Raw genomic sequence first — 449 nt, forward strand, 5'->3', positions numbered from 1 at the left:
CTTCCCACTGGATGCAGAAGGCATCCGCCAACGGATAGCAGATGCGTCCGCTCAAGGTCGGCATGGTGATCCGGTCGAAGCATTCAATATAGACAGTGCGGATTCCCAGCATGCGGGCGGTGATAAAAAACGGAACGCTGACGCCGGCCCCCGCTGAGACCACCACATCAGGACGAAACCGCCTCAGCGTCGGCCAGGACAGAAACAGATTACGGACCGCGTTGGGCGCGCTGCGTGTGGTGGGGAAAAAGCACCAAGTAACGTTTTCTCCCGCCAGGGCGGTTTCCACCTCGGGCTGCCGAAACGTCACCCACTCCCTCGCATGTTCCTTCCACCAGGACTGCAGCGGAAGGAGCTGGGCCAGATGACCGCCGCCCGATGTTACGAACATGATTTTCACCTGGAACTCCTGCCGACGGCGGCCCGCTCCGCTGACCGTGCGGGGGCGG

General features: G+C 61.9%; 1 protein-coding gene. It reads right to left on the reverse strand.

Annotation, left to right across the window (positions count from 1 at the left end):
- A partial coding sequence (locus SB717_RS33720; protein ID WP_410907161.1) for a UDP-N-acetylglucosamine--LPS N-acetylglucosamine transferase occupies positions 1 to 391 on the reverse strand: 391 nt, incomplete at its 3' end.
- Positions 392 to 449 lie beyond the last annotated feature (58 nt).

Origin of the sequence: Priestia sp. SIMBA_032 (assembly GCF_046535215.1) — a bacterium.
GTDB lineage: Bacteria > Bacillota > Bacilli > Bacillales > Bacillaceae_H > Priestia > Priestia aryabhattai.